The following is a 24964-nucleotide window of genomic DNA, read 5'->3' as shown; positions in this document are numbered from 1 at the left end:
TCACCTCGACCTGGCTGCGGTCCTCGACCATGCTGCGGGACGCGGCGCCGGCGGCGCAGCAGGGCGACATCGGTCAGCGGGTCGACATCGGTCAGACGAGGTCGATGCGCTCCTGGGTGATGGGATACCCCGCCCTGGCGAAGTGCGCGGCCATGGGCAGGTTGGGCTGGTCCGTCGCCGCCGCGATCTTCGTGGCCCCCCGTTCCACCAGATCGTGGGTGCACTCCACGAGCAGGTCGTACGCGTAGCCGTGACCGCGCTGCTCGGCGACGACCCCGATATAGCCCACGCACGGGCCGTTGGGGTTGTGCGCGGGCACCTGGATGCCGACCAGCTCCCCCTCGGGCGTCCACGCCAGCCGCCACCACTCGCGCGGCGACGGGCACCAGGAGAGGAAGTCCATGAGCTCCCGCACCGCGGCGTCGACACCTTCTCGTTCGATGGCGCGCCGGTCGTGGGCGTCGAGCGAGCCCGGCATGATGCGGCGCAGCACGTCCTCGATCACCGCGTCGTCGGGCTCCGGCCGGAACTCAAGACGCCCCGGGCGGGCGGGCAGTCCGCACTCCGGCGTCCACTCATAGCGGTAGCGCTCGACCAGGGGCTCGAGCCCGGCCGCCACGGCGGCGTCGACACGGGCCTGGGCGGCGGCCCGCACCTCGGGCCGGTCGCGCCAGCCGGGCGGGGCCAGCAGGCTGTACTCGGTGCGCAGCGGTGCGGTGCGCAGCAGTTCGGCGGCCGCGTCGGCCTCGCCCTCGGCGAAGTCGAACCAGTCCAGGGCGATGGGCGCGGAGTCCTCCGGCCCGGCCCACCACGCGGCACGGGCCACGACCCGCCCCTCGCGCAGCGCCACCCAGGTCCAGTCGGGGCGGTACTCGCCGCCCTGGCCGACGGTGGCGTAGGTGTGGCCGAGGGTGCCCCGGCCGACGAGCGCGGGGACGTGCAGATCGTGGAACAGATGGGCGTCGCCCTCGGTGAGGGGACGGATGACCAGATCGGTCATGGGATTCCTTCCAGGAGAGTGATGCGCTCCCGGTCGGATGCCTGATCGGCGGATGCGTGATCAGACGCGGATACGCCCGGGGGACAGGGGGCGGGAGCGCGGAGGTGTCGTGATGTCCATTGCTCTCGCCTCCTTCCTCGATCAAGGGCGTGCCCGCACTCTAGCCACGCCCCCGCCTCCGCGTCCACGCCTTTTAGGGGGTTCCCAAGATTCTTTCGATGGGGACAACCTCCGCCTCCCACGCCCGGTCGAACCCCTTGCGTCACAAGGGCGCGTTATCCGGAATCGACCCATGGAGGTTGGACATGCGACGGTGGGGAACCGCGATCGCGGCGATCGTGCTGGCAGGCGCCGGGCTGGCGGGGACGGCCGGGGTCGCGCAGGCCGTCGGCACGAGCCAGGTGGCGGCGTGCGCGACCGCCTGGGGCAGCCTCGACAAGACGGAGCCGTCCCTCAGCGGGAAGCCGCTGGAGAACATCAGAACCGGTCAGAACGAGTGTTACGACCGCATGGTCTTCGACATCAGGGGTGCGACGGCCGCCGACCGGATCGGCTACCGCGTCGGCTACGTCGAGACCCTGAACCAGGCCGGTACCGGTGATCCGATCCCGGTCGGCGGCGGGGCGATCCTGGAGATCAAGGTGGGCGCGTCCAGCTACGACTACGAGGCGGGCGAGAGCACGTACCCGGGCAAGGCCCGACAGCCGCTGCCGGGGGTGGACGTCTCGGGCTACAAGACCTTCCGGGACACCCGCTACGCCAGCAGCTTCGAGGGGGAGACCCAGGTCGGGCTCGGGGTGCGGGCGCGGCTGCCGTTCCGCGTCTTCCAGTCGGACGGCCATCTGGTCGTGGACGTCGCCCACTCCTGGAACGAGGCGAGCTGAGCGGGGCCGGTCTGCCGCCCGCGAGGGGGAAGGAGCGGCAGACCGGCGCGCGGGATGAGGTGCACCTGACAGATCAATGAGCGGGTCGGAGCACCTGCGTGGACCGGTGTGAGACGCAGACTAGTGCACCATGCAGATCGGCGCGGCCGTTGTGTCCGGAGAGCCGCCGCCGGCCGTATAGCCGAAGGTCGTCGAGGCCCCGGTGGCCAGTGAACCGTTCCAGTCGGCGTTGGTCACCGAGGCCGAGGCGCCGGTGGTGGTCAGCTTGCCGTTCCAGACGCTGTCGATCCGCTGTCCGGACGGCACCGTCCAGTCGACCATCCACGAGGAGATGGGCGTGGCACCGGAATTGGAGACCGTCACCTCGGTCTGGTAGCCGCCGTTCCAGGTGCTGGTCACCTTCTGGGTGGCGGCACAGGAGGCCGTCGGCGGGTTGCCCGGCGGGTCCGTGGGGTCGCTGCCACCGCCGCCGCTGCCGACGCCCGGGACCGTCACCTCGCCGTTGCCGCCGTCGAAGACCACGTCGGAGCAGCTGTAGAAGGTCTCCTGGCTGTCCGAGCGCGTCCACACGGTGTAGATGATGTGGCGCCCGCTCTTGCCGGAGGGCAGATTGGCCGTCCAGGTGTACTTGCCGTCCACCGTTCCGACCTGACCGGACAGCGGCGGGTTCGTCACCGTGTTGAACGGCTGGTCCTCCAGGTCGTTCCAGGTGAGCGGCTTGGTCGGGTCGATGGGGCTCTTGGTGACATAGCTGCGGAACGACCCGGGGTGCGCGGCCCAGGCGTTGTACGAGAACTGCATCGACTTGCCGGACGTCAGATGGGTCACCGGCCAGTCCTTGCTGCCCAGGTCGAAGCCGGAGAAGTCATAGACGGTGGCCGCGCCGCTGCACAGCTTGCCGTCCGGGATGAACCCCTTGGTGCGGCCCGCGCCGTCCGAGCGGAGCACCGCGAACCAGTTGTAGAAGGGCGTCGCGCCGCTCTTGTCGTACGCGGCCTTGCACGCCGGGTTGGTCGGCTTGACCTCACCGGTCGAGGACAGGCTGTACTTCCAGCAGAGGTAGGTGCGGCTGCCCGGCGCCATCGGGGCGCCGTGTGCGGAGGCGCTGCCGCCGGAGAAGAAGACGAGGCCCAGGGCGGGCAGGACCGAGAGCAGGACCAGCAGTACGGACCTGCGCGTGCGGGAGCCGCCCGGCGGGCGTGCGGAAGAGGCGAGTGCCAGTGATCGTCGAGGCATTGCGCGTGCTTTCCCTTCGACGTGAACGGGTCAGGAACCGTCGGCGTGGGAGCGCTCCCAATTCTTGGTGAACGTAGCGCGCCCCCGGGCAGCTGTAAATGCTTCAGGACGTGGAGGCCGCAGGCATTCTGGCGGGCCGTCAGGCAGGGCGCTGGGCGAACCGTTCCGGTGGGCCCGGACGGACCGTTCCCATGAGTCCGGTCGGGCCGTTCCGGTGGGCGCGTCAGATCCGGACCAGCAGCGCCACCGGAAGCCGGGACAGCAGCTCATCCAGCGCTGTCGAGCCCTCGGCGGTCCGCCCGGTCAGCAGGTCCCGCCAGCCGCCCGGTGGCAGCGGCAGCCGGGTGGCGCCCCAGCCGCCCGCCTCCGCCAGCCGCCGCGACAGCCGGGTGACCACGGTGACGGCGCCGCCGTGTGCGCTGTCCGTGCCGTCCGTGCCGTCCGTGCCGTCCGTGCCGTCCGTGCCGTCTGTGCTGTCCGTGCCGTCCGTCCGTAAGAAGGCCACGCAGTGCTCGGCGGACGGACCGGAGGCGAGCAGGGGCGTATACGTACTCCCGGGGCCGAACCACCCCGGATGCTCTCGTCGCAGGTTCAGTGCCGCCCGGGTGAGCAGCAGCTTTTCGGCCGACGGGCCGTCCGCCGGTTCGCCGCCCAGCTCGGGCGGGCGGCGGTTGTCCGGGTCGACGAGGGCCGTATAGACGCGCTCGGTGCCCATATAGAGGTCGGGGACGCCCGGCATGGTGAGGTGGAGCAGGGCGGCGCCGAGCGCGTTGGCCCGCGCCGGACCGTCGAGTTCGGCGTCGATCGCGGCCCACACCGACGGGTCGGCCGCGCAGGGCCCGGCTTCCAGGAAGGCGGTCACCTCCGCCTCGTACGCCGCGTTCTGCTCCGTCCACGTCGTCCGCAGCCCCGCCTCGCGCACCGCCTTGAGCACGGCCGGGACCAGCCGTTCGGCGTCCCCGTGGCCTCCGGGGCCCAGCGCGAGCGCGGTCTGCCAGGCCGTCCAGGCCAGATGGGGATCGGAGGCGGGGGCGGTGGCCGAGCGAGTCAGCTCCTCCACCGTCCGCCCCCACCAGCCCGGGCCTTCGGTGAGCGCCGCGAGCCGGGCCCGGGCGTCCGCGCTGCGCTTGGTGTCATGCGTGGAGAGCACCGTGCCCGTGGCGGGCCAGTCCCTCAGGCGCCGGGCCGAGAAGGCGTGGAACTCCTCCGGGGCCACGGCCGGCCGGCCCGGATCGCCGCCCACCTCGGCGGCCGACAGCAGCGGGGCGTAACGGTAGAAGGCGGTGTCCTCGACCGACTTGGCGCGCAGCGCGGCCGCAGTCTGAGCGAAGCGGGCGCAGAAGTCGCGGTGGTCCGGGCCGTCCCCGAGCCCGCCCAGCGCCGCGTCCCGCACCACCCGCAGCACCTGGGCCTCCTGCGCTACCGTGAACGCCTCGCGGGCGTCCGCCGCCGCCGAGCGCAGCATCACCGCGTCGGCGTCCGTCGCGGGCGGGCCGCCCACGGCGGCGTACGGACGGTAGACCGGCAGCCGCACCAGCAGCTCCCGGATCGCCGTGCGCAGCGCCCAGGGCGCGTGGTCGCGCAGCCGGGGATCGGCCGCGCAGATCCGGGAGGCGGTGCGCGTCAGCCGTTCCACCTCGGCGGCCAGCTCATGCGTGACCACCTCATGGGCGGCGCGGCGGACCGTCGCGGCCCAGTCGCCGCCCAGGTCGGCCGGGGGAGCGGCGAAGGCGCGGTAGAGAGCGGTCAGCTTCTCCAGGCCGTCCGGGTCCACGAAGAGCCCGTCGATGTGGTGCAGCGCGTCATAGCCGGTGGTCCCGGCGACCGGCCAGGCGGCGGGCAGCCGCTCGTCCCGGGCGAGGATCTTCTCGACCACCGTCCACCGGCCGCCGTCTCCCGTCGCCGCCCGCACCGCCCCGTCCAGCCGCCGCACATAGCCCTCCGGGTCGGCGAGCCCGTCCGGGTGGTCGATCCGCAGCCCGTCCACGACCCCGTCCCGCACCAGCTCCAGCAGCGTGGCATGGGTCGCGGCGAACACCTCCGGGTCCTCCACCCGCACCGCGATCAGCTCGGAGATGGTGAAGAACCGCCGGTAGTTGAGCTCGGTGCGGGCCAGCCGCCACCAGCCGAGCCGGTACCACTGGGCGTCCAGCAGCTCGGCGAGCGACAGCCCCTCGGTGCCGGGCCGCAGCGGGAAGGCGTGGTCGTAGTAGCGCAGCGTCCCGTCCTCGACCCGCAGCCGCTCCCACTCCTCGCCGAGCGGACCGCCGAGCACCGGCAGCAGCACCTTGCCGCCGTGGGTCCGCCAGTCGATGTCGAACCACCGCGCGTACGGCGACTCCGGGCCCTCCCGCAGCACCCCCCACAGCGGGGCGTTGAGCCACTCGGGGGCGGGGGCGGCCATATGGTTCGGGACGATGTCGACGATCAGCCCGAGGCCGTGCGCCCGCGCCGTACGGGCGAGCGCGCGCAGGCCCTCCGCGCCGCCCAGTTCGGCCCGGACGGCGGAGTGGTCCACCACGTCATAGCCGTGGGTGGAGCCGGGCACCGCTTCCAGCACGGGGGACAGATGCAGATGGGAGACGCCGAGCGAGGCCAGATACGGCACCGCTCGCTCCGCCGCGGCGAAGGGGAAGGCGGGCTGGAGCTGGAGGCGGTAGGTGGCGGTGGGTGTGCCGGGGGCAGCCGTCATATGAACGTACGTACCCACCGGGCGCGCCCCACCACAAAAAGGACATCTACTTGAGGGTTTCGATGACCCTTCGGGGTGAAGGCGTCAACAGGACGATGGGGTCGTTGGAGGAGTGGGAAGCGGCTGCTCGAGTGCGGGCGACGCCCGGGCCGCCCGGCACCTCTTGCGGATATATATCGAGCATCGATATATTCTCGATGCATGACGCGAAAGAATCCGTCTCTGACAGAGCCGCAGTTCTTCATCCTCGCCGCGCTCATGGACGGGCCGTTGCACGGCTACGGCATCATCAAGGCCGCCGAGACGGCCACGGACGGGCGGCTCCGGATCGCCGTCGGCACGCTCTACGGCGCGCTGGAGCGGATGGAACGGGCCGGGCTGGTGGCCACCGACCACGAGGAGATGGTGGACGGGCGGGCGCGGCGGTACTACCGGCTGACCGAGGACGGCACCGAGTTGCTCGGCCAGGAGGCGCTGCGGATGCAGCAGGCGGCGGCTTTCGTCATCGGACGCTCACGGAATCGTGGGGTGGCGGAGGCATGAACCGTCTCCTGCTCGCGGCCTACCCCGCGTCCTACCGTTCCCGGCAGGGAGACGAGTTGCTGGCCTGTCTGGACGAGGCGTATCCCGGCCGCGCCTGGCCTCCGCCACGGGAGATCGTGCCGTTGGTGCGCGGCGGGTTGGGGGCCCGCGCCCGTGCCGTCGTGGACGACACGGCACGGCCGTGGTGGCTGGACGGCGTTCATCTGGCGGCCCTCGCCCTCGCCGTGCTGGCACTCGTGCCGTACCTCCAGGACGTATGGCACTGGACCCTGCACATCGATCCCGGCCAGCAGGCCATCTCGTTCCACTTCTCCGGCTGGTACCCGTGGGCGGAAGGGCCCGGCACGAAGACGCGACTGCTGCCCTACGGGCTGCTGCCGCTGGTCTGCCTGGTCGCCCTGCTGCGCGGCAAGGCGTGGATCGCGCTGCCGGCCGCGGTGGCGATGGTCTACGCCGGTGCCACTTTCCGCAGCTCCACCCTCTTCGGCCACGAAGGCAAGTACGGGCTGGGCTACTACGGGCTGGGCTCCCCGATCACGGCCCATGACCTGGCGCTGTCGGTGACGCTGTGCATCGCGTGCGCCGTGCTGGCGGTCTGTCGTACTGGCCGGCTGCGGCGTCACTCGTTCCGCTGGCTGGTGCCCGTGGTGCTCGCCATGTTCGTGGCCGGGAGCCTCCAGCTGACCGCTGTCAGTCCGGCCTTCCAGCGCGGCCTGTTCACCCTCGAAGTCGCCGCGGTGATCGCCGCGTGGGCGGCGACGGGCGCCACCGGCGACCGCCGGTGGCTGATTCCCGTCGCGGCCGTCGCGTTCATCCGCACGCAGGCGATCGTCGCCCGGCCGGACGGGTTCATGAATTCCCTGCCGACGCTGGTGGTCCTCGTCCTCCTGATCGCGCCTCTTCCGGCTCTGGCGATCGCCGCTCACCGCAGGCGGGTCCATCCGCTCGCCGGATAGCGGACCAGCACCACGCACGAGGCACACGAAGAAGGAAAGCGATGACTCAATACGACAGCTCGACCCTGCCCACACACCGCCCGGACACCTCCGGCCAGACCCCGGAAGTCCGCACCGTATCCGGCCCTTCGAGTACAAAACGGCCGTGGATGCCGCCTCTGCTGTACGCCCTTGGACTCCTGGCGATGTACCTGTTCGCCGTCTGCACCCCGGTCGGACAGCGGGCCGAGAACGGGATCTTCAACAGTTCGGAGGCCGGCTCGCTGGATGCGTGGATCTACCCCTTGTCGGGATCGGAGTTGGACTCGACGCCTATGCCGCCGATGGGAGAGAGCGCCGAGCCCACTCTGATGGTGGGTCTGGCCGTCCTCGTGGTCCTCGCCCTGGTGGGACGGTACTGGTGGCGGGGGTCCGCGGCGCTCGCAATCGTCGTTCTCACCGCCGGGGGCGGCGAGGTGCTCCACAAGGTCCTGCCCCGCCCCGACCTGGTGAACGCCCCCGAGAATCTCGTCTTCCAGGGCTTCCCCAGCGGGCACGCGACCGTCCCCGCCGCGCTGACCCTCGCCGCCGTCCTCGTCGTCGCTCCCCGCATCCGGCCCTACGTCGCCGCGATCGGTGTGCTGTGGCTCGCCTGCGTCGCCTCCGCCTCCGCCACCATGGGCGGCCACCGGCCCAGCGACGTGCTCGGGGCCACCCTGATCGCCTGCACCTGCTCCGCCCTCGCGACCTGGCTGGTGCCGCTGCTGCCGCGCGCCGCCGCTCCAGACGTCATGCCGGTCCCCCGTGCGCTGCCCGCCGTCGTCCTGGCTCTGTCGGCGGCCCTCGCCCTCGTCTGCGGCGCACGGGACGACTCCCTCACACGGTCACTGACCTCCGGGGCGACGGGGTTCGTATGCGTGGCCCTGGTCTGGTACGCCGCGGTGATACTGCCCTCGCGGCTCGCGCAGACCGCAGGCCGCGCCCCTCGGCCCAGGCGGGCCCCGGACCTATAAGCAGACACCAGCCCCTAGTGACGTGAGTCGGAGATTCGGTGGCAGTAGGCGGCGACTTTGTCGAGGATCTCGTCGGCTGTCTTCGTCCAGACGAACGGTCGCGGCTGCTCGTTCCAGTCGGCCAGCCATGCCCGGATGTCGCGTTCGAGAGCCTGGACGGAGCGGTGGACGCCGCGCTTGAGCTTCTTCTGTGTGAGTTCGGCGAACCACCGCTCGACCAGGTTCAGCCAGGACGAACTCGTGGGCGTGAAGTGCAGGTGGAAGCGCGGGTGCGCCAGCAGCCACTTCTTGACCTCGGACGTCTTGTGGGTCGCGTAGTTGTCCAGGATCAGGTGCACATCGAGACCCGCCGGAACCTCCTTGTCGAGCCTGGCCAGGAACTTCTTGAACTCCACAGCCCGGTGCCGACGGTGCAGGGAGCCGATGACCTTCCCGGTCGCCACTTCCAAAGCGGCGAACAAGGTGGTGGTACCGGCCCGGACGTAGTCGTGGCTGCGACGCTCGGGAACGCCGGGCATCATCGGCAGGACCGGCTGGGAGCGGTCCAGCGCCTGGATCTGCGACTTCTCGTCAACACACAGGACCAGGGCCTTCTCCGGCGGGTCGAGGTAGAGCCCGACCACGTCGCGGACCTTGTCGATGAACAGCGGGTCCGTGGACAGCTTGAACGTCTGCGTGCGGTGCGGGGCCAGGGCAAACGCCCGCCAGATCCGGGAGATGGCCGACTGCGACATTCCCGTGGCCGCGGCCATCGACCTGGTGGACCAGTGGGTTGCGTTCTTCGGGCTCTCTTCCAGCGTCTTGACGATCAGACGCTCGACATCGGCATCAGTGATCTTCCGTGGAACGCCGGGCCGCGACTCATCGGACAAGCCGTCCAGGCCATGTTCCAGGAAACGTCGCCGCCAGGTGCGGACTGTGTCCGGGGCGACCCGCAGCCGGCGCGACACCTCCATGATCGAGTGGCCCTCCGCGCACTCCAGCACGATCCGCGACCGCTGAGCCAACGCCTGGGCCGTCGTGCGACGACGCACCCACCCCTCCAGCACCGCCCGCTGGGCATCAGTCAGTGACAGCGGTGGAATCTTCGGACCCGGACGGCTCATACCGAACTAACGACGAATCTCCGACTCAGGTCACTAGGCCGGCCGTTGCAGCACCATCAGGCTGCGGTCCACCAGGGTCAGCCGGTCGCCCGCCGCCACCTTCGATCCGCCGCCCGGCTCCACGCCCTCCGCCACCGCCGTGTCCACGATGACCTGCCACTGCTTGCCGTGGTCGATCGGCACGACGAAGTCCAGCGGCTCGTGATGGGCGTTGAACAGCAGCAGGAACGAGTCATCGGTGATCCGCTCCCCGCGCGCCCCCGGTTCGGAGATCGCGCTGCCGTTGAGGAAGACCGCGAGGGACTTGGCGTGCGCCGCCTGCCAGTCGCGCGGCGTCATCTCCTCTCCCTCATGGGTGAACCAGGCGATGTCCGACAGCTCGTCATGGGTGCCCTCCACCGGCCGCCCGTGGAAGAAGCGGCGGCGCCGGAAGACGGGGTGGTCGCGGCGCAGCCACACCAGCGAGCGGGCGAAGCGCAGCAGCTCCAGCGCCGAGCGGTCCTCCCACTCGCCGTCCTGCGCCTTGGCGTGATCCGGCCAGCGCACCCAGGACACCTCGTTGTCCTGGCAGTACGCGTTGTTGTTGCCGCCCTGGGTGCGCCCGAACTCATCGCCGTGGCTGAGCATCGGCACGCCCTGGGAGAGCATCAGGGTGGCGATGAAGTTGCGCATCTGGCGCTCGCGCAGCGTCCGCACCGCCGGATCGTCGGTCTCGCCCTCGACCCCGCAGTTCCAGGACCGGTTGTAGCTCTCGCCGTCCTGGTTGGACTCGCCGTTGGCCTCGTTGTGCTTCTCGTCGTAGCTCACCAGGTCGCGCAGGGTGAAGCCGTCATGGCAGGTGACGAAGTTGACCGAGGCCAGCGGGCGCCGCCCGTCGCCCTGGTAGAGGTCGGAGGAGCCGGTCAGCCGGGAGGCGAACTCGGCCAGCGTCCTCGGCTCACCGCGCCACAGATCCCGCACGGTGTCCCGGAACTTGCCGTTCCACTCGGTCCACAGTGGCGGGAAGTTGCCGACCTGGTAGCCGCCCTCGCCGACGTCCCAGGGCTCGGCGATCAGCTTCACCTGGCTCACCACCGGATCCTGCTGGACCAGGTCGAAGAACGACGACAGCCGGTCCACCTCGTGGAACTGCCGGGCCAGCGTCGCCGCCAGATCGAAGCGGAAGCCGTCCACATGCATCTCGGTCACCCAGTAGCGCAGCGAGTCCATGATCAGCTGGAGCACGTGCGGGGACCGCATCAGCAGGGAGTTCCCGGTGCCGGTGGTGTCCATGTAGTACCGGCGGTCCTCGGTCAGCCGGTAGTACGAGGCGTTGTCCAGGCCCCGGAAGGAGAGCGTGGGGCCCAGGTGGTTGCCCTCGGCCGTGTGGTTGTAGACCACGTCCAGGATGACCTCGATACCCGCCTGGTGCAGCGCCCGGACGGCCGATTTGAACTCCAGCACCTGCTGGCCCCGGTCGCCCCAGGAGGCGTAGGTGTTGTGCGGGGCGAAGAACCCGATGGTGTTGTAGCCCCAGTAGTTGGCCAGCCCGGCGTCGGCCAGCCGGTGGTCGTGGACGAACTGGTGCACGGGCATCAGTTCCAGCGTGGTGACGCCCAGCTCCGTCAGGTGTTCGATGATCGCCGGATGGGCGAGCGCCGCGTAGGTCCCGCGCAGTTCCTCCGGCAGCCGGGGGTGGCGCATGGTCAGCCCCTTGACATGCGCCTCGTAGATGACCGTGCGGTGGTAGTCGGTGCGCGGCGGGCGGTCGTCGCCCCAGTCGAAGTACGGATTGACCACCACCGACGCCATGGTGTGCGGGGCGGAGTCGAGGTCATTGCGCTTGTCGGGCCGCCCGAAGTGGTAGCCGTAGACCTCCTCGCCCCAGTCGATCCGCCCGCTGATCGCCTTGGCGTACGGATCCAGCAACAGCTTGGCGGAATTGCAGCGGTGGCCGAGCTCCGGTTCGTACGGGCCGTGGGCCCGGAAGCCGTAGCGCTGCCCCGGCATGATCCCCGGCAGATAGGCGTGGCGCACGAACGCGTCGGACTCCCGCAGCTCGACCGCCGTCTCCGAGCCGTCGTCGTGCAGGAGGCACAGCTCGATGCGGACAGCGGCCTCGGAGAACACCGCGAAGTTGGTTCCGGCGCCGTCGTAGGTGGCGCCAAGGGGATAAGCCTGTCCCGGCCAGACCTGCATGCGTCGACTCTTCCACTTCTTCTCCGGGTGCCGCGAGCACCCCAGGCACCGGACGGAACCTGACCGACCCTGCATCCTTTCCCAACTGGCCGGAGCCATCCGCTCATTCGACAGAACTTCCTCAGAAGTGAGGCAACCTACGGCCATATCGGTTCGTCCTACCGGGTGACCTGACGCATACGCGTATCCCGCTATGCGGTCTGATGTGACGACAGGGGGGATTGGGGGAGGATGTGCGCAAGGTGATGCACCGCCATCTGGGCAAGGTGGTGGCCGGCGCGGCCGTGGCGATCACCGCCACGGCGGTCATGGTCGGGGTGACGCTCCCGGGGAGCGCGTCCGGCGAGGAGGGCTCGAGTGGGGGACCCCAGAGCTCCTCGGCGGAGCAGGGCCAGGCGGCCCGGCAGCTGCCCGGCGTGGTGGAGGAGGCGCCCGAGCAGGGCAAGACCGGCAGCGGCCGCGATCCGCTGACCGACGACGAGATGAAGCGCGCCCAGAGCCTCGCGGCCGGCCGCGACTTCCGCATGAGCAGTGAGGACGTCAAGGGCGCCAAGGGCCCCGAGCGGCTCTCCACCGACCTCGCGGAGCTGAGCCCCGACGAGGTGGGGGCCGCCGACCCGCCGCGCCGCGCCGAGGTGACGTACTACGACTACAAGGACGACACCTACGTCACCAAGACGGTCGACCTCGGCAGCGGCAAGGTCACCGGCACCGACACCCAGCGCGGGGTGCAGCCGCCGCCCAACCGCGACGAGGTGATGGAGGCCGCGCGGCTGCTGATGGCCGACAAGCTGGGCGAGGGGCTGAAGAAGGACTTCAAGGACGCCACCGGCAAGGCGCTGACCCGCCCGGACCAGCTCACCGTCACCGGCTTCGTCTACCGCGCGGGCGAGGGCAGCAACCCCGGCCCGGCCTCGGTCCAGGACTGCGGCAAGCACCGCTGCGTGCGGCTGTTCACCCGGGTGGTGAACGGCCCCTGGATCGACACCCGGCAGATGGTGATCGACCTGAGCGCCCACAAGGTCGCCAAGCTCGGCTGACCGCCGACGGCTGACGGCCGAAGCGCCCGGCACCGGCGCTTCGCACACCCCTCAACGCTTCATTACAGGAGTCTCCCCATGCCTGACAGCAGGCTCCGCCGCGCCCGTGCCCGGGTCGCGGCGGCCATCGGCGCCTCGGCGCTGCTCGGCACCGTGGCGATCGCCGCCGGGCCGGTCGGCAGCGCCCAGGCGGCCCCGCGGACCGCTGCCGCGGCGGACTGCAGCGCCCCGTACAGAATCGAGCAGAAGCTGGACGGCGGCACCACCTGGCGGATGTGCTGGCACTACGAGAGCAAGGCCGGGCTCGTGCTCGACGACGTCTCGTACCAGCCCAAGGGCGAAAGCGCCCCGATCAAGGTGCTGACCTCGGCCAAGCTGGGCCAGATCCATGTGCCGTACGACGACGGCAGCAATGAGTATGACGACCTCACCGGGCAGGACTTCGCCCAGGGGCTCCAGCAGCTGGACCCGGCCGAATGCCCCGGCGGCACCATCAAGACCGTGCGGGTGCCCGACGCCTGGGACCCCGACCATCCGAATGTGAAGGGCCTGTGCGCCACCACCCGGGCCCGCGGCCACGCCTACCGCATGGGCGAGGGCGGCTTCGGGGGCGAGGAGAGCAAGGTCTACCAGCTCCAGGGCAAGGACCTGCTGCTCTACACCGTCAACCAGGTCGGCTGGTACGAGTACATCACCGAGTGGCGGTTCGCCGGTGACGGCACCATGACCATGCAGGTCGGCGCCACCGGCACGCTCTCCCCGATGGACTACGACGCGGGCGACGGCCGCGGCTGGCCCATCGGCAAGGGCGCCAAGGACTACGCCACCAGCCATGCCCACAACGTCTTCTGGCGGCTGAACTTCGGGCTCGACGGCTCGCCCAAGAGCAAGGTCGAGCAGTACGACTCCAAGACCACCGCGGCCTCGGGGCGGATCCCGAAGACCAAGACCACCCGCACCAAGGTCACCAAGGAGCTGGCGGGCGACGCGGCGGCGGCGCGGTGGTGGCGCGTGGTCAGCTCGGCGGGCAAGAACAAGGACGGCCATCCGCGCAGCTACGAGATCGTTCCCGGCCACACCACCAAGTACCAGGGACGTAGTTTCACCAAACACGACGTCTACTTCACCGAGTACAACAAGTGTGAGCAGTTCGCCAGCAACAATCTGCGCAACTGCGGCGCCGGTGCCGGAAAGAGCGTCGACAGGTGGGTCAATGGCCAGACCCTCAAGCACCCGATCGTGTGGGTCAACATCGGGTTCCATCACATCGCCCGGGATGAGGATCAGGAGCCGATGCCGGTGCACTGGCAGGGCTTCCAGCTCTCCCCGCGCGATGTCACCGCTATGAATCCCCTCACGCCGCCTGCACTGTCCGGACACAACGGCCATACAGAAGAGGCACGTTGACCTGATAGGCAGGACCTGAGTGTCGCACCGCCCCCGCCAGCGCAGTAGTCTGCGGTGATCGTTGGACGGGGGCGGAAGGCGGTGCACAGGTGAGCTCGGGCGGGCTGGAGCTGCCCCCCGGTGACGGAGGTCCCGGGGGTGATGGCTCCACCGACGCACCTCCCGGCGCGGTGTCCCTGGTGCGGCCGATGGAGATCGGAGCGGAACTGGACTGGGGCGCCGAAGCCTGGAGCGAGGTGCGCACGCGCGCACGCCGGGCCGGGCGGGCCTATATCTGGCTCAACCTCGTGGAACAGCGGCTGCGCGCGGTCGTCAGCGCCGTGCTGCGGCCCATCTACGAACCGGTCCACGGCGAGGACTGGGTCATCGCCGCGGCCGGCCCCGCCGGGCAGGAGTGGGTGCAGCGGGCGGTCGCCGTACGGGAGGTCAGCCGGCGCAAGGGCTATCTGCTCGACCCGGCCGACGACAATGTCGTCAGCTTCCTGACCCTGCCGCAGTTGCGGGAGCTCCTCGTCCAGCACTGGCCGTGCTTCGAGCCGTACCTCGACGACCGCCGCGAGGTGGAGCTGGCCCTGGACGAGCTGGAGGTCTCCCGCAATGTGGTCTCCCGCAACCGCGCCCTGTCCGAGACGGTCCTCGCCCAGGCCGAGCGGGCCTCCGCCCGGCTGCTGGAGATCCTCGGCAGCGGCACCGGCTCCCCCTCCGCCGAACGGCTGCCCATCGACGCCGTCGAGGACCTCGTCGGCGACCGCTACGCCGATGTGGTGGGCGTCCATCCCGACCGCGTACGGCTCCAGCGCCAGCTGCCCGCCGAGGACCTCTTCGGCAACGCCCGCCGCCTCGACGCCGTCGGCATCGGGCTCAACCTCCTGGTCCAGAACTACTCGGGCCGCCGGCTGGTCCGGCTGGCCGAATCCGGCTGCCGGGCCCGGCTGCTCTTCCTCAACCCGGCGAGCAGCGCGGTGCGGCGGCGGGAGCGCGAGCTCGGCCTGAAGAAGGGCGAGATGAGCCGCTCGGTGGAGATGAACATCCTCCATATGCGGCGGGTGCGCGCCCGGCTGCGGGACCCGGGCGCGTTCGAGATCCATGTCTTCGACGAGACGCCCCGCTTCACCGCCTACCTGGTCAACGGCGACGGCGCGGACGGCCTCGCGGTCGTCCAGTCGTATCTGCGCAAGGCCCGGGGCATGGAGGCCCCGGTCCTGGTGCTGCGCGGCGGCGGACGGGGCCGCGAGGTCGTCCGCGAGGGCGGCGCCGAGGAGGGCGACGGCGGGCTCTTCGGCACCTACCGCGAGGAGTTCGAGAGCGTCTGGGCGGACTCCCGGCCGGTGTCCTGACCTCAGGAATCGCTGCCCGGGTACGAGCCCGCGCCCCGGTACGGGGGTCGCAGGGCGCGGGCGGCCCAGCGGCCGTCGGTGCGGCTGATGTGCACCGGGTGGTCGAAGCACTTGGTGATGTGGTCCGTGGTCACCACCTCGTCCACCGCGCCCGACGCCAGGCACTCCCCGGTGCGCAGCAGCATGGCGTGGGTGGTACTGGCGGGCAGCTCCTCCAGGTGGTGGGTGACCAGGACCGTGGCCAGTTCGGGGTGGTCCCGGCGCAGGGTGTCCAGGCTCTCCAGGAGCTGCTCACGGGCGGCCAGATCCAGACCGGTGGCCGGTTCGTCGAGCAGCAGCAGCCGGGGGAGGGGCATCAGCGCCCGGGCGATCAGCACCCGGCCGCGCTGGCCCTGCGACAGGGTCGGCCAGCGCGCGTCCAGCTTCCCGCCCATGCCGAGCGTGGTCAGCAGCCGGTCGGCCCGGTCGCGCTGGTCGGGGGTGGGGCGGTGGCGGGGGACCGGCTCCACGGTGTTGGTCAGCCCGGTGAGCACCACGTCCCGCACCCGCAGCGGGGAGCGCAGCGGATGCCGGGGATCCACATGGCCCACGAACGACCGCAGCTCCCGCAGATCCACCCGCCCCAGCGTGCGGCCGAGGACCTCCACCGTGCCGCGCGTGGGGTGCACCAGCGCGCCCGCCAGGCTGAGCAGGGTGGACTTGCCCGCGCCGTTGGAGCCGAGCAGCGCCCAGTGCTCGCCCTGGTGGACGGTGAGCGAGATCGAGCGCAGCAGTGGGGTGCCGTCGCGCACCACATCCACCTCGCGCAGCCTGAGTACGGGGACGGCCGGGGCGGTCACGGGGCCGCCACCTCCTTTTCGCTGGTGTCGCTTTCGAACGCGCTGGTGTGGCTGTGGCTGTCGCTGTCGCTGTCGAAGAGTTCCATGACGGCCTCGAGATGGGAGACCGTGGCCGCGATCGCGGCGTCGGCGTCCCCGCGCGCCAGCCCGTCCAGCAGCTCGGCGTGGGCGCACGACACATCGGGCAGCGCCGGCTCATGGCTGACCATCTCCACCAGCGCCTCGCGCAGCACCGGCAGGACGGAGGTGAACAGGCCGAGCAGCACGGCGTTCCCGGACAGCTCCACCACGGTCCGGTGGAAGGCCAGATCGGCGTCCACGAAGGCGGACGGATCGCCTCCGGCCCGCTCCTCGCGCAGTGCGAGGTGGTCCCGCAGCCGCCCGATGTCCTCGGGGCGGACGCGCCCGGCGGCCAGCCGGGCGGCCTCGACCTCGAGGGCGCGGCGCACCTCGTACACCTCCCGCAGCCGGGCCCGGCGCAGCAGCCGCCGCATATCGCCCTCCCCGGCGGGGGCCGGGGGCCGCGCGGCGTAGGTGCCCGAGCCGTGGCGCACCTCGACCAGCCCGTCATGGGCCAGCAGCCGCACGGCCTCCCGCACCGAGGAGCGGCCGACGCCCAGTTCGGCGGCGAGCGCCACTTCGTTGGGCAGCCGCTCGCCGGGCCGCCAGCGGCCCTCGGCGAGCATCGCGCGCAGGGCGCTCTCGACCCGTGGCACCACGGGTCCGTGCCGCAAGGGTGCCGTCTCCGCCGCCACCGCGCCGCCTCTCCCTGAACGATCATCCGAGGACGGCGGGGACTCTAACACAAAGTCCTCAGACGTCTGAGGACTCGGTCCGGCGCACCGGCCGTTGTCAGTGGTGCATGGGAAGGTGGTGCACACATGGGGGAAGTACGACAAAGGGAGGGGCGGCCATGGGCTGGCACCGGGGGCTGCTGATCGGATTCGACCTGGAGACGACGGGCACCGATCCGCGGACGGCACGGATCGTGACGGCGGCCGTGGTCGAGGTGAGGGGCGGGGAGCCGGTCGGGCGGCGCGAGTGGCTGGCCGACCCCCAAGTGCCCATCCCTGACGACGCGGTGGCGGTGCACGGGATCAGCGGTGAGCGGGCGGCGGCGGAGGGCAGGCCCGCGCGCGAGGTGGTCGAGGAGGTCGCCGAGGTGCTGGTGGCCCACTGGCGCGCCGGCGCCCCGGTGGTGGCGTACAACGCGGCGTTCGATCTCAGCCTGCTCGCCGCCGAGTTGGGGCGGCACGGGCTGCGCCCGCTGAGCGAGCGGCTGGAGGGCGCGGAGACCGGCCCCGTCGTGGATCCGTACACGATAGACCGCGCCGTCGACCGCTATCGCAAGGGCAAGCGCACGCTGGAGGCCGTCTGCGGGGAGTACGGAGTGGTGCACGACCGCGCGCATGACGCCGGGGCGGACGCGCTGGCGGCGGTGCGGGTCGCCTGCGCGCTCGCCGAGCGGTACGGGGAGGTCGCCGGGCTCGAGCTGTGGGACCTCCACCGCAAGCAGGTGGGGTGGTACGCGCACTGGGCGGCCGACTTCCAGTCCTGGCTGCGCCGCAAGGGCACTCCGGACGCGGTCGTGGACGGCGGCTGGCCGCTGCGGGAGGCGGGGGCGGTGGTGGGGTAGCCGGGGTGGCGGCCGGGCGGGCGGATATCGGAGCGCGCCGCACCGATGAGTTTCCGGCGGCCGGCCGGTCCGTACGGGGGACGGGGCCGGACCAGGGACTCGAGCGAGGAGAAGACGACCGTGACCGACGAACAGACCACCATGATCGATTTCGGACCCACAGCCCAGCGGGTGACGGCGCTGCTCAGCGGCGTCTCGGACGAGCAACTCACCGCGCCCACACCGTGTGGCGCCTACTCCGTGGCAGATCTGCTCGACCACTTCATGGGGCTCGCCCTCGCCATGCGCCACGCCGCCGAGAAGACCACGGGCGCGGCGGGCCCCGCCCCCGGGCAGGGGTCGGCCGACCGGGTGGACCCCGACTGGCGGCAGGAGTTGCCGCGCCGTCTGGACGCGCTGGCCGTGGCCTGGCGCGAGCCGTCCGCCTGGCAGGGCACCACGGAGGCCGGGGGCGTCACCATGCCCGCCCGGATGATGGGCGTCGTGGCGCTGGACGAGCTGGTGATCCACGGCTGGGATCTCGCCCGCGCCACCGGCCAGCCCTACGACTGCGATCCCGGCAGCGTCGAGACCATCATCGGATGGCTGTCGGCGGTCCCGGACGAGGAGCGCCCGAAGGAGCTGTTCGGCCCCAGGGTCCCCGTCCCGGCCGACGCGCCGCCGCTGGACCGCGCGATTGCCTTGAGCGGCCGCGACCCGGGGTGGCGCGCCTGAGGGCGGGCCGCGCGGCGGGTCAGTCGGCGCGGCGCGTGGTGGGCCCTGAACCGGAGCCGGTCGTTCAGAACGTGTGCCAGCGCACCGCCGTGTCGCCCTCCCGCAGGGAGGCGATGCGGCGGGTGAACTCGGCGCGGGCCGCCGGGTTGCCCGGGGCGTGCTGGGAGACCCAGGCGCAGCTGGCGGTCTCGCGCGCGCCCCGCAGCACCGCGCAGCCCGGCCACTCGCGGACGTCCCACCCGTACTCCGCCACGAACGCGTCGTACTCCGCCGCGCCGAGCCCATAGCGGTCCCGGGACAGGGCCATCACCACCAGATCGTGCTCGCGCAGATCGTGCGAGAAGGTCTCCAGGTCCACCAGTACCGGCCCGTCCGGGCCGATGTGCACATTGCGCGGCAGCGCGTCGCCGTGGATCGGCCCGGGGGCGAGCCGCGGGGTCAGCTCCTCGACGGCGGCCGCGAAGTCGTCCCGGCGGCCGCGGAGATACGCCGCGTCCGCCGGGTCGATCGCGTCCCCGGCCAGCCGCAGCCAGCGCTCGACCCCGCCCAGCAGATCGCGGCGCGGCAGCGGGAGCGGCGCCGGGTCGCCGGGCGGGTCGGGCAGGGCGTGCACCATCCGCAGCAGCTCCGCGAGATCGCGCGCCCCGGCGGGGCGTACCGGGTCGGGAAGCCGCTGCCAGTACGTGACGAGATGGTTGGCGAACGGAAGCGGCTGCTCGGGGCCGAAGCGCCGGTCGGGGCGGACCGCGGGCAGCCCCTCCCGGGCGAGCCAGTCGGCGATCCTCAGCTCCCGGGCGGCCCGGTCCCACACCTCCAGGTCGCGGCTGATCCGGACCACCAGGGAGAGGCTGTCGACGGCGAAGACGGCGTTCTCACCCAGGGCCAGCAGCCGGGCCTCCGCCGTACCGGCCCGGTAGGGCGGCAGCGCGGCCGAGAGCACCGCCCGCGCCCGCTCCTCCGTGAACGCGACCTCCGCCACCGCCGTGCCCCTTCTCCTCACCGACCACTCCCTGCCGAGGGCCAAGTCTCGCATCGAGTTGTGCGCCACCTGCCGTACCGGCCGACGGACCGACTGCCGTACCGACGGCCATATCGACGTCCGTAGCGTCGTACCGACAGCCGCGTCGACTGTCGCGGGGAGAACCGCTTGACTGCACCGCCCGCCCTCCGCACGATGACGTGGGCTCTCCCACCCGGGCCGCCCTCCCACCGCGTCCGAAGGGGGCCCTGCCGTGATACCCGCGACCGCCGACCCGGCGCGCTCGGACCCGGGCTCCGCCAAGGACCAGGGCTCCGCCAAGGACCGGGGCTCCGCCAGGGGCCCGGGCGGCCGCGTGCCGCCCCGTCAGGGCGCCGCCCACGGGGCGTGGTTCCTGGTCCTGCCCGCGCTGATCCCGATCCTCCTCCTCAGCGTCGGCCCGCTCCTCTACGGCATCGCGCTCGCCTTCACCGACTCCCAGGCGGGCCGCACCGACCCCACCCAGTGGATCGGGCTGCTCAACTTCCAGGACCTGCTGCGCGACACCCTCTTCTGGGAGTCCTTCCGGATCGGCCTGGTGTGGGCGGTGGCCGTCTCCGTACCGCAGTTCCTGCTCGCGCTCGGCCTCGCGCTGCTGCTCCACCAGGACCTGCGGTTCCGCTGGCTGTCGCGGGCGCTCGCGATCGTTCCCTGGGCGATGCCGGAGGTCGTGGTCGGCATCATGTGGCGGCTGGTCTACCACCCCGACGCGGGGGTGCTCAACGAGACGCTGGGCACCCACCGCGACTGGCTCGGCAGTCTGTCCACCGCCCTGCCCGCCGTCGTCGTGGTCGGCATCTGGGCACGGCTTCCGCAGGTCACGGTCACCCTGCTGGCCGGGCTCTCGAATGTGCCGCGCGAACTGCACGAGGCCGCGGCCATGGACGGCGCCGGTGCCTGGCGCCGCTTCCGCGCCGTCACCTGGCCCGCCATCAGGCCCATCGCCCTCGCCATCAGCGCGCTCAGCTTCATCTGGAACGTCAACTCCTTCGCGCTGGTCTACGTCCTGACCGGCGGCGGGCCCGGCGGCCGCACCCGGCTGCCGATGCTCTTCGCCTACGAAGAGGCGTTCCGCTACGGCCAGTTCGGCTACGCGGCGGCGATGGGCTGTGTGCTGGTGGCGGTGGTCTCCATCCTGCTGGCCGTCCATCTCGTGGCCCGGCTGAAGGGAGACGACGACGCATGAGCCCCCGCCCCACCGCCAGGCGCCGCGCGGCGCGCACCGGCCAGTACCTCGCCCTGCTCGGCTATCTGGTCTTCCTCGCCTTCCCCCTGCTCTGGCTGGTCTCCACCGCGTTCAAACCGCCGCGCGAGCTGGCGAGCCTCCACCCGGGCTGGATCCCCGACCATCCCACCCTCGACAACTTCCGCCAGGCGTTCGAGGAGCAGCCGCTGCTGCGGTCCGCGGGCAACAGCCTGATCGCCTCCCTCGCCGCCGCGGTCATCACCGTCGTCATCGCCACCCCGATGGCCTATGTGATGGCCCGCCACCACCGCTCCTCGCTGTCCCGGGCGGCCACCGGCTGGATCGTGGTCAGCCAGGCGTTCCCCTTCGTCCTGGTGATCATCCCGCTGTTCCTGGTGCTCAAGGAGGTCCGCCTGATCGACTCCCTCGCCGGGTTGACCATGGTGTACGTGGTGTGGTCCCTGCCGTTCGCCCTGTGGATGCTGGCCGGGTACGCACGGGCCGTACCGCGCGAGCTGGAGGAGGCCGCGGCCGTGGACGGCGCGGGCCGACTGCGGGTGCTGATCTCCGTCACCATGCCGCTGCTGACCCCCGGCATCGTGGCCACCGCCCTCTTCGCGTTCATCACCGCCTGGAACGAGTTCTTCTTCGCGCTCGTCCTGCTCAAATCCCCGCGGAAACAGACGATGCCGATCATCCTCACCCACTTCATCGGAACCGAGGGTGTCGCCGATCTCGGCCCGCTCGCCGCCGCCTCACTGCTGGCGACGCTGCCCTCGCTCGTGCTGTTCGCGCTCATCCAGCGCCGGATCACCAGCGGCACCCTGGCCGGGGCGGTGAAGCACTGATGCGCCGCCGAACGCTGCTGGCCGCGTCCGCCACCGGGGCGCTGCTGTCCGGCTGCGCGCCCGAGCGGCGGCGGGCGACCGGCGGCCGGATCACCCTCCGCTTCCAGTCCCTGGCCTGGCAGCAGGAATCGGTGGCGGCCAACAAGCAGCTCGTGGGGGAGTGGAACGCGGCCCATCCCGACATCCGGGTCGAGTACGTCCAGGGCAGCTGGGACGGCGTCCACGACCAGTTGCTCACCTCCTTCGAGGGCGGTGAGGCACCCGACATCATCCATGACGCCACCGACGACCTCGCCGACTTCGCCTACGGCGGCTATCTCGCCGATCTCACCGACCTGCTGCCCCGGCGGCTCAAGGCCGAGATCCCGCCCCCGACCTGGCAGACCGCCACCTTCGGCGGCCGCGTCCACGGTGTGCCGTTCCTCCAGGAGCCGCGCGTGCTCATCGCCAACCGCACGCTGCTGGAGCGGGCCCGGGTGCGGATCCCCACCGCCGAACGGCCCTGGAGCTGGGCCGAGTTCGAGGACGCGGCCGAAGAGCTGACCCGCGACGGGACGTACGGCGTGGCCTGGCCGCTCAAGGAGCCCGTCTCCGCGACCCTCAACCTCTCGCTCTCCACCGGCGGCAAGGTCTTCCACCGGGGCGCGGACGGCAAGGTCACCGTCCGGTTCGACGCCGCCGACCAGCGGGTGCCCCGCGTCATCCACGACCAACTGGGCGGTGACCGCACCGCCGCGCGGACCACCCTCGGCATGGGCGGCTCCGACACCCTCCCCGGCTTCTTCGGCGGGAAGTACGCCATGGTGCCGCTCGGTTTCTCCTACCGTCAGCAGGTCGTGCAGCAGGCGCCCAAGGGGTTCGCCTGGACCGTACTGCCGTCCCCCGCCGGGCCCGGCGGCGACCAGCGGCAGGGGGTCAGCCCGCAGACGCTGTCCGTCGCCGCCGACAGCCCGTACCAGCGGGAGGCCGCCCGCTTCATCGACTTCTTCCTGCGCCCGCCGCACATGGTGCGGCTCGCCCGGGGCGACTGGATGCTCCCCACGGGCCGGACCGCGCTGCGGGACCCCGCCCTGCGCACCCGCCGCCACGGCTGGGCCACCGGCACCGCCCTGGCCGGACAGCTCCGCCCGGCGCCCGCCCAGACGGTGCGCGGCTACCCGGAGTGGAAGGACAAGGTGGCCACCCCGGCTCTGCAGGAGTACTACAGCGGGGCGATCGGAATGGGGGAGCTGCGGGAGCGGCTGGTGGACGACGGGAACCTGGTGCTCGCCCGTTACCAGCGGTAGGACCGGCTGCGCCGCCGACGCACCTGGTCCTGCCATGGACCCGGTCCCCCCAGCAGACCGTTATCCCCCGGCAAAGGTTGCCCTTGCCCGATCTTGTCTCTTCTCTTAACGGCTTCTTACCTTCGAGTGAACTCTTGTCGAACGCCAGGAAGATTGACCATGCCCCGAGACATACCGCCGCTCGCCGAGGTCCGCCGGATCACCGAGAAGAAGCGAGACGCGTGGTGGACCGTCATGCTCGTGGACCCGGTGGCCACACCGCTGGTCCGCTGGATCGCCAGGTACACCCGGGCCACCCCCAACCAGCTCACCTGGGGTGCGTTCCTGGTGGGCCTCGGCTCCGCCGCGTGCTTCGCTCAGGGCGACTGGAGATGGCTGCTGCTCGGGGCCGTGCTCTACCACGTGAGCTTCATCTTCGACTGCATGGACGGCAAGCTGGCCCGGCTGACCGGCACCGGCTCGGTCTTCGGGGCCTGGCTGGACTTCGTCTTCGACCGGATCCGGGTGCTGGTGTGCTCGGTCGCGCTGATGGGCGGCCAGTACGCGCGCACCGATGACGTCCTGTATCTGTGGCTGGCGCTGGCCGTCGCCTCCCTGGACGCGCTGCGCTACATCGACTCGCTGGAGATCTTCAAGATCCGGCACGGGATGCGCAAGCAGATCAAGGCCCGGATGCGGGCGGCCCGCAAGGCCGAGAACCAGGCCGAGCTGGCCTTCATGGAGGACCTGCTGCGGGAGAACCCCGAGGCCGACCTGGAGACGGACCGCGACACGGTGGCGCCCTTGGAGCCGGTCGCTCCTCTGGAGCCGGTGGCGGCCCTGGAAACCACGGCCACCCTGGAGGCCACGGCCGCCCCGGTTTCGGCCGCGGCCCCGGCCGCGCGCCGCCCCGCCGTCGTCGATCTGCACCAGGAGTTCCGGCGCCGCTTCCCGTGGTGGGTCCGGTGCCGGAACTTCCTGCAGCGCCACCGCATCCGCGCTCATCTCATCAGCGGTATCGAGTTCCAGATGGGCGTGTTCATCATCGGCCCGGCCGTCGACGCGGTGGTGGCGACGACCGTCGTCTCGGGCGCTCTGCTGCTCGTCTTCGAGCTGGCCATCATCTACAAGTTGCTGTTGTCCACCCGGGACTTCACCCGCACCATCAACTCCTTCGAAACGGCCGACCGCATTCCGGCCACCACCTCGGTCAACTCCTGAGCGAGGACCAGCCACTGCTCCGGCGTCACATACGCCACCACCACGTCCCGCCCCAGCCCGGCCGCCCGGAACGCCCGGTCGAGCGCGCGGGCGGGGCAGACCCGGCGCAGTGACGCGTGGAGCGAGCCACCGAGCCCGGTGAAGCCCAGCTCGACCAGGTCCGCGTAGGCGGACCTGGCCGCCGGGTCGGTGAGCAGCGGCCGCGGCCGCCGGGTCAGCCGCAGGATCCCGCCGTCCACCGCGGGCACCGGCCGGAAGGCGGCCCGCGCCACCCGCCCGCACAGCCGCCACTCGACCTCCGGCCAGGACCGTACGGTCAGCAGGGACCAGCGCCCGTAGTCGCCGGTGCGCTTACGGGCGTACTCCGCCTGGGTGAGCAGCGTGGCGGAGGTCAGCCGGGGCACCGCCCGCAGCGCCCAGGCCACGATCTCGGCGGTACGGGCGTAGGGCACGTTGCCGACCAGGGCGAAGGGCTCGCGCGGCGGTGCCGCGCTCAGGAAGTCCTGGTGCACGAGCCGGACCCGCGGATGGCGGGCGAGTCGCTCCCGCAGCCCCGGGATCAGACGCCGGTCGATCTCATAGCTGATCAGCTCACGGCAGCGCGGGGCCAGCGCCTCGGTGAGCGCCCCCTTGCCCGCGCCGACCTCCACCAGGAGATCGCCGGGCCCGGGGCGGGCGGCGCGTACGACGCGGGCGACGGCGCCCGGGTCGATGAGGAAGTTCTGCCCGTAGGCACGCCTCGCCCGGTCGCGTTCGGTACGGCGCGGTTCGGTGCGGGGTGCTTCGGTGGTGCGGCGCGGTTCGGCGTTGCGGCGCGGTTCGCCACCGCGCGGGGCTCGGGGATGGTGTCGATTGCGGGCCACGGC

Annotated in this window: 22 protein-coding genes; 13 read left to right on the top strand and 9 right to left on the bottom strand. The window is 71.7% G+C overall.

The features are described from left to right. Nucleotides 1-91: 91 nt before the first annotated feature. Nucleotides 92-1000 carry a GNAT family N-acetyltransferase gene (locus ACZ6TD_RS13835; RefSeq protein WP_471353957.1) on the bottom strand — a complete coding sequence of 303 codons (909 nt, stop codon included), beginning with the start codon at nucleotides 998-1000 and terminating at the stop codon, nucleotides 92-94. 305 nt (nucleotides 1001-1305) lie between these two features. Between ACZ6TD_RS13835 and ACZ6TD_RS13830 the strand changes: the two genes are divergently transcribed. Beyond that, nucleotides 1306-1884, top strand: a complete 579-nt coding sequence (locus ACZ6TD_RS13830; RefSeq protein ID WP_471353955.1) for an AMIN-like domain-containing (lipo)protein — start codon at nucleotides 1306-1308, stop codon at nucleotides 1882-1884. Nucleotides 1885-2004: 120 nt separating this feature from the next. Here the strand turns inward: ACZ6TD_RS13830 and ACZ6TD_RS13825 are convergent, their stop codons facing one another. Together ACZ6TD_RS13825 and treY are read right to left on the bottom strand one after the other, a co-directional pair. Beyond that, nucleotides 2005-3120: a lytic polysaccharide monooxygenase gene (locus ACZ6TD_RS13825; protein ID WP_471353953.1), complete on the bottom strand. Its 1116-nt coding sequence runs from the start codon at nucleotides 3118-3120 to the stop codon at nucleotides 2005-2007. A gap of 223 nt (nucleotides 3121-3343) precedes the next feature. After that, a complete protein-coding gene (gene treY, locus ACZ6TD_RS13820) occupies nucleotides 3344-5812 on the bottom strand; it encodes a malto-oligosyltrehalose synthase (protein WP_471353951.1) in 2469 nt (822 codons plus the stop codon). A gap of 201 nt (nucleotides 5813-6013) precedes the next feature. On the opposite strand from treY, the gene ACZ6TD_RS13815 reads away from it, so the two are divergent. The 3 genes from ACZ6TD_RS13815 (at nucleotide 6014) to ACZ6TD_RS13805 (ending at nucleotide 8303) form a co-directional block, all read left to right on the top strand. Then, complete coding sequence (locus tag ACZ6TD_RS13815) at nucleotides 6014-6355, top strand: PadR family transcriptional regulator (protein ID WP_198277689.1); 342 nt, start codon at nucleotides 6014-6016, stop codon at nucleotides 6353-6355. Next, complete coding sequence (locus ACZ6TD_RS13810; RefSeq protein WP_471353949.1) at nucleotides 6352-7311, top strand: hypothetical protein; 960 nt, start codon at nucleotides 6352-6354, stop codon at nucleotides 7309-7311. Before ACZ6TD_RS13815 ends, ACZ6TD_RS13810 begins: the two co-directional genes overlap by 4 nt. A 149-nt stretch (nucleotides 7312-7460) precedes the next feature. After that, nucleotides 7461-8303 (top strand): phosphatase PAP2 family protein, encoded by an 843-nt coding sequence (locus ACZ6TD_RS13805; RefSeq protein WP_471353947.1) that lies wholly within the window; start codon nucleotides 7461-7463, stop codon nucleotides 8301-8303. A 14-nt stretch (nucleotides 8304-8317) separates the two neighbouring features. On the opposite strand, the gene ACZ6TD_RS13800 is transcribed toward ACZ6TD_RS13805, so the two are convergent. Both ACZ6TD_RS13800 and glgX read right to left on the bottom strand, forming a co-directional pair. Next, entirely contained in the window at nucleotides 8318-9409 is a 1092-nt protein-coding gene (locus tag ACZ6TD_RS13800) for an IS630 family transposase (RefSeq protein WP_471353945.1), read from the bottom strand. Nucleotides 9410-9442: 33 nt separating this feature from the next. Then, a complete protein-coding gene (gene glgX / locus ACZ6TD_RS13795) occupies nucleotides 9443-11587 on the bottom strand; it encodes a glycogen debranching protein GlgX (protein ID WP_471353944.1) in 2145 nt (714 codons plus the stop codon). Between the two features lie 233 nt (nucleotides 11588-11820). Between glgX and ACZ6TD_RS13790 the strand changes: the two genes are divergently transcribed. The 3 genes from ACZ6TD_RS13790 to ACZ6TD_RS13780 all read left to right on the top strand — a co-directional run bounded on the left by ACZ6TD_RS13790 (nucleotide 11821) and on the right by ACZ6TD_RS13780 (nucleotide 15371). After that, nucleotides 11821-12627 (top strand): Tat pathway signal sequence domain protein, encoded by an 807-nt coding sequence (locus ACZ6TD_RS13790; protein WP_471353942.1) that lies wholly within the window; start codon nucleotides 11821-11823, stop codon nucleotides 12625-12627. 78 nt (nucleotides 12628-12705) lie between these two features. Continuing rightward, a complete protein-coding gene (locus tag ACZ6TD_RS13785; RefSeq protein WP_471353940.1) occupies nucleotides 12706-14034 on the top strand; it encodes a copper amine oxidase in 1329 nt (442 codons plus the stop codon). Nucleotides 14035-14123: 89 nt separating this feature from the next. Next, complete coding sequence (locus ACZ6TD_RS13780) at nucleotides 14124-15371, top strand: SAV2148 family HEPN domain-containing protein (protein ID WP_471353939.1); 1248 nt, start codon at nucleotides 14124-14126, stop codon at nucleotides 15369-15371. Nucleotides 15372-15373: 2 nt separating this feature from the next. Here the strand turns inward: ACZ6TD_RS13780 and ACZ6TD_RS13775 are convergent, their stop codons facing one another. Together ACZ6TD_RS13775 and ACZ6TD_RS13770 are read right to left on the bottom strand one after the other, a co-directional pair. Continuing rightward, nucleotides 15374-16210 (bottom strand): ABC transporter ATP-binding protein, encoded by an 837-nt coding sequence (locus tag ACZ6TD_RS13775; protein ID WP_471353937.1) that lies wholly within the window; start codon nucleotides 16208-16210, stop codon nucleotides 15374-15376. Next, nucleotides 16207-16944, bottom strand: coding sequence for a FadR/GntR family transcriptional regulator (locus ACZ6TD_RS13770; protein WP_471353935.1), 738 nt, complete (start codon nucleotides 16942-16944; stop codon nucleotides 16207-16209). Before ACZ6TD_RS13770 ends, ACZ6TD_RS13775 begins: the two co-directional genes overlap by 4 nt. A 179-nt stretch (nucleotides 16945-17123) precedes the next feature. Here ACZ6TD_RS13770 and ACZ6TD_RS13765 point away from each other — a divergent pair, with 179 nt between their 5' ends. Both ACZ6TD_RS13765 and ACZ6TD_RS13760 read left to right on the top strand, forming a co-directional pair. After that, nucleotides 17124-17846, top strand: a complete 723-nt coding sequence (locus ACZ6TD_RS13765) for an exonuclease domain-containing protein (protein WP_471353933.1) — start codon at nucleotides 17124-17126, stop codon at nucleotides 17844-17846. Between the two features lie 120 nt (nucleotides 17847-17966). Beyond that, the gene (locus ACZ6TD_RS13760; RefSeq protein ID WP_471353932.1) at nucleotides 17967-18560 is read left to right on the top strand and encodes a TIGR03086 family metal-binding protein; all 594 of its coding nucleotides are present in this window, start codon (nucleotides 17967-17969) and stop codon (nucleotides 18558-18560) included. A gap of 64 nt (nucleotides 18561-18624) precedes the next feature. Here the strand turns inward: ACZ6TD_RS13760 and ACZ6TD_RS13755 are convergent, their stop codons facing one another. Continuing rightward, nucleotides 18625-19560, bottom strand: coding sequence for a phosphotransferase enzyme family protein (locus ACZ6TD_RS13755; RefSeq protein ID WP_471353930.1), 936 nt, complete (start codon nucleotides 19558-19560; stop codon nucleotides 18625-18627). A 232-nt stretch (nucleotides 19561-19792) separates the two neighbouring features. On the opposite strand from ACZ6TD_RS13755, the gene ACZ6TD_RS13750 reads away from it, so the two are divergent. The 4 genes from ACZ6TD_RS13750 (at nucleotide 19793) to ACZ6TD_RS13735 (ending at nucleotide 24098) form a co-directional block, all read left to right on the top strand. Next, nucleotides 19793-20764: a carbohydrate ABC transporter permease gene (locus ACZ6TD_RS13750; RefSeq protein ID WP_471353928.1), complete on the top strand. Its 972-nt coding sequence runs from the start codon at nucleotides 19793-19795 to the stop codon at nucleotides 20762-20764. Then, nucleotides 20761-21612 carry a carbohydrate ABC transporter permease gene (locus tag ACZ6TD_RS13745; protein WP_471353926.1) on the top strand — a complete coding sequence of 284 codons (852 nt, stop codon included), beginning with the start codon at nucleotides 20761-20763 and terminating at the stop codon, nucleotides 21610-21612. Before ACZ6TD_RS13750 ends, ACZ6TD_RS13745 begins: the two co-directional genes overlap by 4 nt. After that, nucleotides 21612-22898 (top strand): ABC transporter substrate-binding protein, encoded by a 1287-nt coding sequence (locus ACZ6TD_RS13740; protein WP_471353924.1) that lies wholly within the window; start codon nucleotides 21612-21614, stop codon nucleotides 22896-22898. The genes ACZ6TD_RS13745 and ACZ6TD_RS13740 overlap by 1 nt, the downstream gene beginning before the upstream one ends. 159 nt (nucleotides 22899-23057) lie before the next feature. Further along, the gene (locus ACZ6TD_RS13735) at nucleotides 23058-24098 is read left to right on the top strand and encodes a CDP-alcohol phosphatidyltransferase family protein (RefSeq protein WP_471353922.1); all 1041 of its coding nucleotides are present in this window, start codon (nucleotides 23058-23060) and stop codon (nucleotides 24096-24098) included. On the opposite strand, the gene erm is transcribed toward ACZ6TD_RS13735, so the two are convergent. Next, complete coding sequence (erm, locus tag ACZ6TD_RS13730) at nucleotides 24002-24811, bottom strand: ErmE/ErmH/ErmO/ErmR family 23S rRNA (adenine(2058)-N(6))-methyltransferase (RefSeq protein ID WP_471357718.1); 810 nt, start codon at nucleotides 24809-24811, stop codon at nucleotides 24002-24004. The genes ACZ6TD_RS13735 and erm overlap by 97 nt on opposite strands. Nucleotides 24812-24964: the final 153 nt, after the last annotated feature.

Source organism: Streptomyces yongxingensis, from assembly GCF_055597465.1.
The sequence above is the reverse complement of the archived record's forward strand: the minus strand, read 5'-3'. Positions and strand labels throughout refer to the sequence as shown.

What these genes read in the sequence shown, in the direction of transcription:
- ACZ6TD_RS13765 (WP_471353933.1), top strand. Translation starts at nt 17,124, where the DNA reads ATGGGCTGGCACCGGGGGCTGCTGATCGGATTCGACCTGGAGACGACG.
- ACZ6TD_RS13735 (WP_471353922.1), top strand. Translation starts at nt 23,058, where the DNA reads ATGCCCCGAGACATACCGCCGCTCGCCGAGGTCCGCCGGATCACCGAG.
- glgX (WP_471353944.1), bottom strand. Translation starts at nt 11,587, where the DNA reads ATGCAGGTCTGGCCGGGACAGGCTTATCCCCTTGGCGCCACCTACGAC.
- treY (WP_471353951.1), bottom strand. Translation starts at nt 5,812, where the DNA reads ATGACGGCTGCCCCCGGCACACCCACCGCCACCTACCGCCTCCAGCTC.
- ACZ6TD_RS13835 (WP_471353957.1), bottom strand. Translation starts at nt 1,000, where the DNA reads ATGACCGATCTGGTCATCCGTCCCCTCACCGAGGGCGACGCCCATCTG.
- ACZ6TD_RS13830 (WP_471353955.1), top strand. Translation starts at nt 1,306, where the DNA reads ATGCGACGGTGGGGAACCGCGATCGCGGCGATCGTGCTGGCAGGCGCC.
- ACZ6TD_RS13805 (WP_471353947.1), top strand. Translation starts at nt 7,461, where the DNA reads ATGCCGCCTCTGCTGTACGCCCTTGGACTCCTGGCGATGTACCTGTTC.
- ACZ6TD_RS13825 (WP_471353953.1), bottom strand. Translation starts at nt 3,120, where the DNA reads ATGCCTCGACGATCACTGGCACTCGCCTCTTCCGCACGCCCGCCGGGC.
- ACZ6TD_RS13740 (WP_471353924.1), top strand. Translation starts at nt 21,612, where the DNA reads ATGCGCCGCCGAACGCTGCTGGCCGCGTCCGCCACCGGGGCGCTGCTG.
- ACZ6TD_RS13815 (WP_198277689.1), top strand. Translation starts at nt 6,014, where the DNA reads ATGACGCGAAAGAATCCGTCTCTGACAGAGCCGCAGTTCTTCATCCTC.
- ACZ6TD_RS13810 (WP_471353949.1), top strand. Translation starts at nt 6,352, where the DNA reads ATGAACCGTCTCCTGCTCGCGGCCTACCCCGCGTCCTACCGTTCCCGG.
- ACZ6TD_RS13745 (WP_471353926.1), top strand. Translation starts at nt 20,761, where the DNA reads ATGAGCCCCCGCCCCACCGCCAGGCGCCGCGCGGCGCGCACCGGCCAG.
- ACZ6TD_RS13800 (WP_471353945.1), bottom strand. Translation starts at nt 9,409, where the DNA reads ATGAGCCGTCCGGGTCCGAAGATTCCACCGCTGTCACTGACTGATGCC.
- ACZ6TD_RS13785 (WP_471353940.1), top strand. Translation starts at nt 12,706, where the DNA reads ATGCCTGACAGCAGGCTCCGCCGCGCCCGTGCCCGGGTCGCGGCGGCC.